The sequence below is a fragment of the Paenibacillus phytorum genome, assembly GCF_013141715.1.
GTDB lineage: Bacteria > Bacillota > Bacilli > Paenibacillales > NBRC-103111 > Paenibacillus_E > Paenibacillus_E phytorum.
In genome coordinates, this window is the sequence record NZ_WHOA01000235.1 from 46,465 (window position 1) to 53,372 (window position 6,908).

5 protein-coding genes and 7 tRNA genes are annotated in these 6,908 nt (G+C 52.2%); 1 reads left to right on the top strand and 11 read right to left on the bottom strand.

The features are described from left to right. Positions 1-42: 42 nt before the first annotated feature. The 4 genes from GC098_RS32415 to GC098_RS32430 form a co-directional block, all read right to left on the bottom strand. Positions 43-1,512: an extracellular solute-binding protein gene (locus GC098_RS32415; protein WP_171647974.1), complete on the bottom strand. Its 1,470-nt coding sequence runs from the start codon at positions 1,510-1,512 to the stop codon at positions 43-45. A 131-nt stretch (positions 1,513-1,643) separates the two neighbouring features. Then, positions 1,644-2,513: a carbohydrate ABC transporter permease gene (locus GC098_RS32420; protein WP_171647976.1), complete on the bottom strand. Its 870-nt coding sequence runs from the start codon at positions 2,511-2,513 to the stop codon at positions 1,644-1,646. Between the two features lie 9 nt (positions 2,514-2,522). Further along, positions 2,523-3,494: an ABC transporter permease gene (locus GC098_RS32425; RefSeq protein ID WP_312880478.1), complete on the bottom strand. Its 972-nt coding sequence runs from the start codon at positions 3,492-3,494 to the stop codon at positions 2,523-2,525. Between the two features lie 91 nt (positions 3,495-3,585). Beyond that, positions 3,586-5,829 carry a helix-turn-helix domain-containing protein gene (locus tag GC098_RS32430; protein ID WP_171647978.1) on the bottom strand — a complete coding sequence of 748 codons (2,244 nt, stop codon included), beginning with the start codon at positions 5,827-5,829 and terminating at the stop codon, positions 3,586-3,588. Between the two features lie 75 nt (positions 5,830-5,904). Here GC098_RS32430 and GC098_RS32435 point away from each other — a divergent pair, with 75 nt between their 5' ends. Beyond that, the gene (locus tag GC098_RS32435) at positions 5,905-6,093 is read left to right on the top strand and encodes a hypothetical protein (protein WP_171647980.1); all 189 of its coding nucleotides are present in this window, start codon (positions 5,905-5,907) and stop codon (positions 6,091-6,093) included. 46 nt (positions 6,094-6,139) lie between these two features. Here the strand turns inward: GC098_RS32435 and GC098_RS32440 are convergent. The 7 genes from GC098_RS32440 to GC098_RS32470 all read right to left on the bottom strand — a co-directional run bounded on the left by GC098_RS32440 (position 6,140) and on the right by GC098_RS32470 (position 6,884). Next, a tRNA-Leu gene (locus GC098_RS32440) sits at positions 6,140-6,224 on the bottom strand. A 45-nt stretch (positions 6,225-6,269) separates the two neighbouring features. Further along, positions 6,270-6,342: transfer RNA gene (locus GC098_RS32445), tRNA-Lys, on the bottom strand. A gap of 19 nt (positions 6,343-6,361) precedes the next feature. Next, positions 6,362-6,438 (bottom strand) — tRNA-Asp (locus tag GC098_RS32450). A 31-nt stretch (positions 6,439-6,469) separates the two neighbouring features. After that, positions 6,470-6,546, bottom strand: a tRNA-Met gene (locus GC098_RS32455). A 36-nt stretch (positions 6,547-6,582) separates the two neighbouring features. Next, positions 6,583-6,658: transfer RNA gene (locus GC098_RS32460), tRNA-Val, on the bottom strand. A gap of 23 nt (positions 6,659-6,681) precedes the next feature. Further along, positions 6,682-6,756: transfer RNA gene (locus GC098_RS32465), tRNA-Glu, on the bottom strand. Positions 6,757-6,792: 36 nt separating this feature from the next. Beyond that, positions 6,793-6,884 (bottom strand) — tRNA-Ser (locus GC098_RS32470). Positions 6,885-6,908: the final 24 nt, after the last annotated feature.

The window sequence follows — 6,908 nt, forward strand, 5'->3', positions numbered from 1 at the left end:
GTCATCCGGGCGAACCATCAACTGTTTTCCGTATCGGAAAGCCTATTTCATATACCGGTCATAAGCAGCCTGCTGAATACTGATCACTTCATCCAGTCCCATCGCCTTGAGCTGCTGACGGAACTTCTCGAAGTTGCCAGCTACCGGCTCCGAACCCAGCACCCACTTCTGGAACTTCTCGTCGGTGAACGTCTGGATGCTCTTCATGATCGAATCAAGCTTTTTCTTCTCCCCATCCGTAAACGTCAGCACCGGAAACTGCTCGATTGGGTATTTCTTCTCGTTGTATTCCTTCACTCCGGCCAACGCCGTCTTGTTCGTCCATTGCTCCTCATAGGCAAAATCCTGATGGAAGCCAACTTCCATCTGCGCCCCATCAGCCTGCAGTGCTTCATTCACCGGCTTACTACCTGTCAGCAGACTGTCCTTGAATTTCGGCTTGCCGTCTACGAGATCGTAGTGCACGCCTTCGATCCCAAAATTCATTAGTCTCCGTCCTTCAGGAGTAAACCAGAAGTCGAAATATTTGATCGTTTCGACCTGATGCTTGTTGGAGGCGGAAATAGCCCATCCGCTCTCGCTCACCGTAGCCCGCTTCGTTTCTTCGCGGACGACCCCGTCGCTGCTGGCCGGAGGGGTCATCGGTGCGAACAGGATGCCGGGTACTTTATCCTTGAGAGTATCATTATAGCCCGCCGTACTGGAGAACCAGTCATGTGAAACGCCACCGACGTTATCGCCGAGCAGCACCTCGCGCGCCTTCGCCCCGCGGGTGAAAATTTCTGGATCAATCAGACCTTCCTTATACCACTTAGCAATATTCGCGACCGCTGTCTCGTAGTTTGCCTCATAAGGGCCATACTTCACTTTGCCCTGGTCCGCATATATGCCACGGTATGAATTCCAGAACAGCAGCAGATCTTGTGCTCCTCCTTTGTTCACACGGTTGAAGTACGGAATTTCATCAGCTTTACCATTTTTATTGGGGTCCTTCTCCTTGAACGCCTTCAGTACCTGGTACAGCTCGTCAACCGTTTTCGGCTGCTGCATATTAAGCGCTTTCAACCAATCCTGACGGATAAACCAGCCCTTGGCGACCAGTCCATCCGGGACGAACGAAAGGAAATACATCTTGCCGTCAGGTGCCGTAGCGAATTTCTTCACATCCGGCCGCTGCTCCAGGAACGCCTTAATATTGGGCGCATGCTTGTCGATCAGCTCATTTAGTGGAGCGAACGCGCCCTCGGAGCCGTATTTGTTGAAATCCCCCTTCACGTTGTAATGCACAATGTCGGGAATGTCGCCGGATACCATCATCAGATTGAACATTTCTTTGCTGTTGGTCGCCGTCTGCGAAGCGGTTCCCTTCAACGTCACATTCGTACGCTTAGCCGCTTCCTTGAATACCGGGAAATTATTGTCGTAAATATACCGATCGCCGTAATGCATATGCATCGTCAGCTCCACCGGCTTGCCCTTCTCCGTGCCTTGGTTCGGTGCAGACGAAGGCACCGCTTCCTTGGCATCCTGACCGCATCCTGCCGCCGATAAAGCCACAACCAACGTCAGCGCAGCCCCTACTCCTTTTTTCCATACCTGTTGCTTCATATTTGTACGTCCCCTTTTTGTGTATTGGAGCCAACTTACCCTTTCACGGAACCAACCAAGGCCCCTTTGGCAAAATATTTCTGAATCAGTGGATAGACGATCATCATCGGGATGATGGAAACAATAATAGTGGCGTAAATGACCGTTTCCTGGGAAACGAGTGTCGCGGAGCCGAAATCGACCAACTGCTCGCTCAGGTTGTTTTCCACGATCAGCTTCTTCAGCAGCACCTGCAGCGGAATTTTATCTTTGTCCTTCAGGACGATCATCGCCCAGAAGTACCCATTCCAGCGCGTAACGGCATAGAACAACCCGACGGTCATCAGCGAAGCCCGGGACAACGGCAAGTACACCGTCCATAAAATCCGGTAATCACCTGCGCCGTCAATCTTCGCCGCCTCCTCCAATTCCACGGGCACGCTTTGGAAAAACGTACGCAGCAGAAACACGTAGAAGGTCGTCACCGCGAACGCGATAATGATGGTAAACCGCTCATTCAGCATACCCATATCCCGCAAATTCAGATAGAAAGGAATCATCCCGGCGTGAAACCACATCGTCAGCGCGATCAGAAAATTGATGACGCCCTTCCCCTTCAACCTTTTTTTGGATAGTGGGTAAGCCCCACAAATCGTCAGAAGCAAGCTTACCAACGTGCCCACGACCGTATAATAGAGCGTGTTGGCGTAGGCCACCCAGATGCTTTTCTGCATCAGGACCTTGACATAAGCCTCCAAGTTGATGTTCACCGGCAGCAGCAGCACCTTGCCGGATACGACTGCATCGCCAGAACTCAGCGAGGCCGACAGCACATACACGAACGGATACAGCGCGGCAAGCCCAATCACCGATAACAAGAGAGTATTGATCACATTGAAGCATTTGTCACCTAACGAGGTTCTCATTCCATTCACCTACCAAAGTCCAGTATCGGTCAGCTTCTTGCTGAGCCGGTTAGCCATAATAACGAGCAGCAGACTGACGCTGGCGTTGAACAACCCGGCGGCTGTCGCCAGATCGTACTGCCCTTCCTGCAGGCCGGACCTGTACACATAGGTGCTGATCACGTCCGCCGTCTCATATGTTGCGGGCTGATAGAGCAGTATAATCGCTTCGTAGCCAACTTCCATCAGCTGTCCGATCTTGAGGATCAGCATGATCGCAATCGTCGGAATGATCGAAGGCAGCGTGACGTTCCATATTATCTGGAATCGGCCAGCCCCGTCGATCTTAGCCGCCTCGTACAGCGCTGGGTTCACCCCGGCTAATGCCGCAATGTACACGATGGCGCCGAAGCCCATCTCCTTCCATATATCCATGGAAATAATATATATGGTCCGGAAGTACTCCGGCTTCGTCAGGAAATACAGCTTCTCCCCGCCCAGCAGCTGGAGAATGGAATTGACGATACCGGTGGAAGGGGCGAGAAAGTTCGTGACGATACCTGCCACCACCACGATGGAAATAAAATGTGGCAAATACGTAAATGTCTGGACGAATTTCTGGAACAGCCGGTTTCTCACTTCGTTCAGCAGCAGCGCCAGCACGATCGGCGCTGGGAAGGCGAAGATCAGCTGGTATACGCTGAGAAGCAGCGTGTTTTTCAGCGTTCTCCCGAAATACGGGCCATTAAAAAATTGTTTGAAATGCTCCAATCCAACCCAGGCGCTACCCTCGATGCCTTTGAACAGGCTGAAATCCTTGAAGGCGATCTGCAGTCCATACATCGGTTTGTACATAAATAACACATACCAAGCCAGGAATGGTATCAGCAGTAAATACAGCCGCCATTCCTGTACAACATGCTTTCTGATCGTTACTACCAAAAGCGCTTTCAACTCCCCCACTTCTAGGATCATTTGTCGTATCCCGGATACAGTCCTCACTATAATGAAATGGGTTAGGGGCGTCTATCACCATGATTTTGGTATCACCATCATTTCACGAAGGGGAGAAAAATCGACGTGTTTTAACTATTTAGCTTCGTTCAGACCCACTATTACTCGCATATTGACCGGGTGAGATGCCCTCATATTTGCGGAACATGCGAATGAAGGTGTTAACGTTATTGCAGCCCACCCGCAAAGCCAGCTCGGCAATTTTCACCTTCTCCGTGTCCATAATTTCTTTGGCCTTCTTCACCCGGTATAGGTTTAGGTAATCCTTGAAGTTCTCACCCGTGTGTTTCTTGAAGGCTCCGCTAATATAGCCAAGTGAGAATCGGTGCATCTCCGCAATCTCCGACAAAGACAGGTCGCGAGTGTAATGCTCATGCACGTAGTCGACGATGCCCTGCATCTGTGTCTGATCCAGCATCTTCTGCTCCGAATGAATGAGTCCGATCAACCGCTCGAACAGCTCGAACAAGGCAGACCTTGCCTCGGCATCCTCAGCCGCATGATGAAGCTTCCGGAGTGCCTCCGCCACTTCGCCCTCATCCGTATCCAGTACTTTGTTCAACTGCTGGAGAATCCGGTTTACCGTATTTTGTAGAGCGTATACGAAATGCGTCCAGCCGGTTCCGCCGATCGCCTCCCTGCTTCGATTCTCATCCAACAAACGCTGCAGCAGGAGGAAAACGTTCTCCCGTTGTCCGCGAATGACACTCCCGATCAGCTCGCGCTCCCCATCTAGCGGATAATAAAACCGGTCATTCATCTGGCCGTCCAAATCACTTCGGACGATGACGAGACGGGACGTTCGCAGTACCCCATAATCCAGCCACTGCACCGCCTGCCGGTACGCCCGTTCCCACTCGCCGCCCGCCAGAACCGGGTCGCCCAGCGCAGCGACCAGACGCAAGCCGACGCTTGCCTCGATCTCCATCAGCACCGAGCTGACGATCCGCTTCGCCCGTTCGCTATCGTCCCCCTGCAGCATGATGCCCATGCGGCGGTAGTCGAAATCGAATACTTCGCACAAGCCTTCCTCACTCAGCCGCTCCGAGAGCAGCAATTGAAGCTGCGACTTAAACGTGACGAGAGCTTCCTTCGTGTAGTGACTCGCCACCTCCGAGTAGCTGGCGAATTCAACCACGCCTACCATGCTTGGCAAGGCTAGCCAGACGAGGCCATGCTTTTCCAGCTCAGCGGCCGCCTGTTCCTGAGGCAGCAAGCCATGGAGCAAGTCCCGCAGCAGCTTGTCCTTGAGTGAAACCTTGCTTTGCATCATCGCTTCCCGCATCTGTTCGTTAGCTCTCTTCATCCGGGCTGTCGTATCGCGTATAAACGTAAATTCATCCCTTTCCTCCGACTCCTTCTCCTCTAAGTCTTCATCCGAGCGCAGCAAGCTGACTACATGCCCGATCGGCAGGTACATCCGGCGGGAAATCCAGTAGGCTAGGCCCCCGCCGAGCAGCAGCAGCAGTACATAGACAAAGCCCGTTACCGTCAACTGCTCCTTCATCGCCGACCAGGGGGCGAACCGTTCCGCCACGTAGACAAAAGTCCAAGTCGGCAACACCTGAGAGCGCAGCGTATGCACGGACAGACCGTCTCGGAACGAAAGGCCGTCTTTTCCTGACTGAACCGTCGGCAGCACGTTGTCGCGAACCTCATCTTTCCGCTCCGGCTGGAAAGCGGACTTGTAGGCGAGAAGCCGCTCCCCATCCAGAATGGCGATGGCACTTTCGCCGTCGAGCCCGAGTACCGGAAGTAGATAACGTTCATGGAAGGATAAATAGAAGTACAAAGCGCTGCCCGAGAGCGCTTCCACTTTTTTCGTAAGTGTAATCAGGGTATCGGCTTCGTATGGCTTCGGCGTCCGGCGCACCCCCATGTCTTCTGCCTCGTCCGAATCAGGCGTCAAGCCCATTTCACTCCAGTACCGGTCCTTTGTAATCGTGTAGCTGGGCGTGATAACCAGATCGTCATTGTCCTTGGTAATGTCGATCCGGTAACCGAAGTCACGGAACGCATTGCTACTCTTCTGAAGCTCATTGTAGATGCTCGTAATGTTCGCATAGTCCCGCTGCGGATTGCGCGCATACGCGACAATCGATTCCTGTTCCTTCATCTGGTCCGACAGCGTAAGTGCGAAGCGCAGTTTCATATCCGCCTGATCACGCATCTGTTCCAGATAGACCGCCTGCTTGCGGTACAGTTCCCGGTTGACGTGCTCGTTGCTCTGGTAAATGAACAAGCCTGCCGCGATCAGCGTGTAGAGAATCACCAGCACCAGATAGGCGGACAGCAGCTTGAGAAAAAATCTTTTTTTGATCATGGGAACCCTCCTCTATCTACGAAAGAGATTCAGATACTATAACCGGAAGGAGCCGGTCTGTCTATCGTCAATATTTTGCTATCTCGATTTCTTCACGAATCCGCTCTCAGAGCTGTCGTACTGCCGCAGATGCATTATCTCGAAGAAGACGCCTCAATTGATCAGCCTCAGATGACAGCATGTCATTCTCCAAGCGTAACTGACGGTCCTCGGCCTGCAAGCGTTATTCTCAGCATGTACATACGCGATAACAATATCATGTAAAAGAAAAAAAACCCTTCCTAAGAAGGGTTTCGTTCGTAGAGTATGATGCGGTCAAGAGGACTCGAACCTCCACGGGGGGTTAGCCCACACGGACCTGAACCGTGCGCGTCTGCCAATTCCGCCATGACCGCAAAATCAGAGAAACTTTAGACATAGTCTAAAGTTCCCTATACTACTGAGTCATGTAGGATTCGAACCTACGACACCCTGATTAAAAGTCAGGTGCTCTACCAACTGAGCTAATGACTCATGTCCAGAAATAAAAAAATGGCGGAGCTGACGGGATTCGAACCCGCGGTCTCCTGCGTGACAGGCAGGCATGTTGGGCCACTACACCACAGCTCCACACTATGTAAAACAACTCTCGGAAAGAGTTTGGTTGCGGGGGCAGGATTTGAACCTGCGGCCTTCGGGTTATGAGCCCGACGAGCTACCGGGCTGCTCCACCCCGCGACATTACTAGCATGATATTTAATTAGAGATAAAATATGGTGGAGGCTGACGGGATCGAACCGCCGACCCTCTGCTTGTAAGGCAGATGCTCTCCCAGCTGAGCTAAGCCTCCATGGGATGGAACTAGAAAATTGATGGTGACCCGTAGGGGACTCGAACCCCTGTTACCTCCGTGAAAGGGAGGTGTCTTAACCACTTGACCAACGGGCCTCGTAAACAGGCTTTTCTTATGTAAAAGTTTATTGGTGGCGGAGAGAGAGGGATTCGAACCCTCGAGACGCTTGTGACGCCTACACGATTTCCAATCGTGCTCCTTCGGCCAGCTCGGACACCTCTCCATGAAAAGCCTGGTATGTTATAAA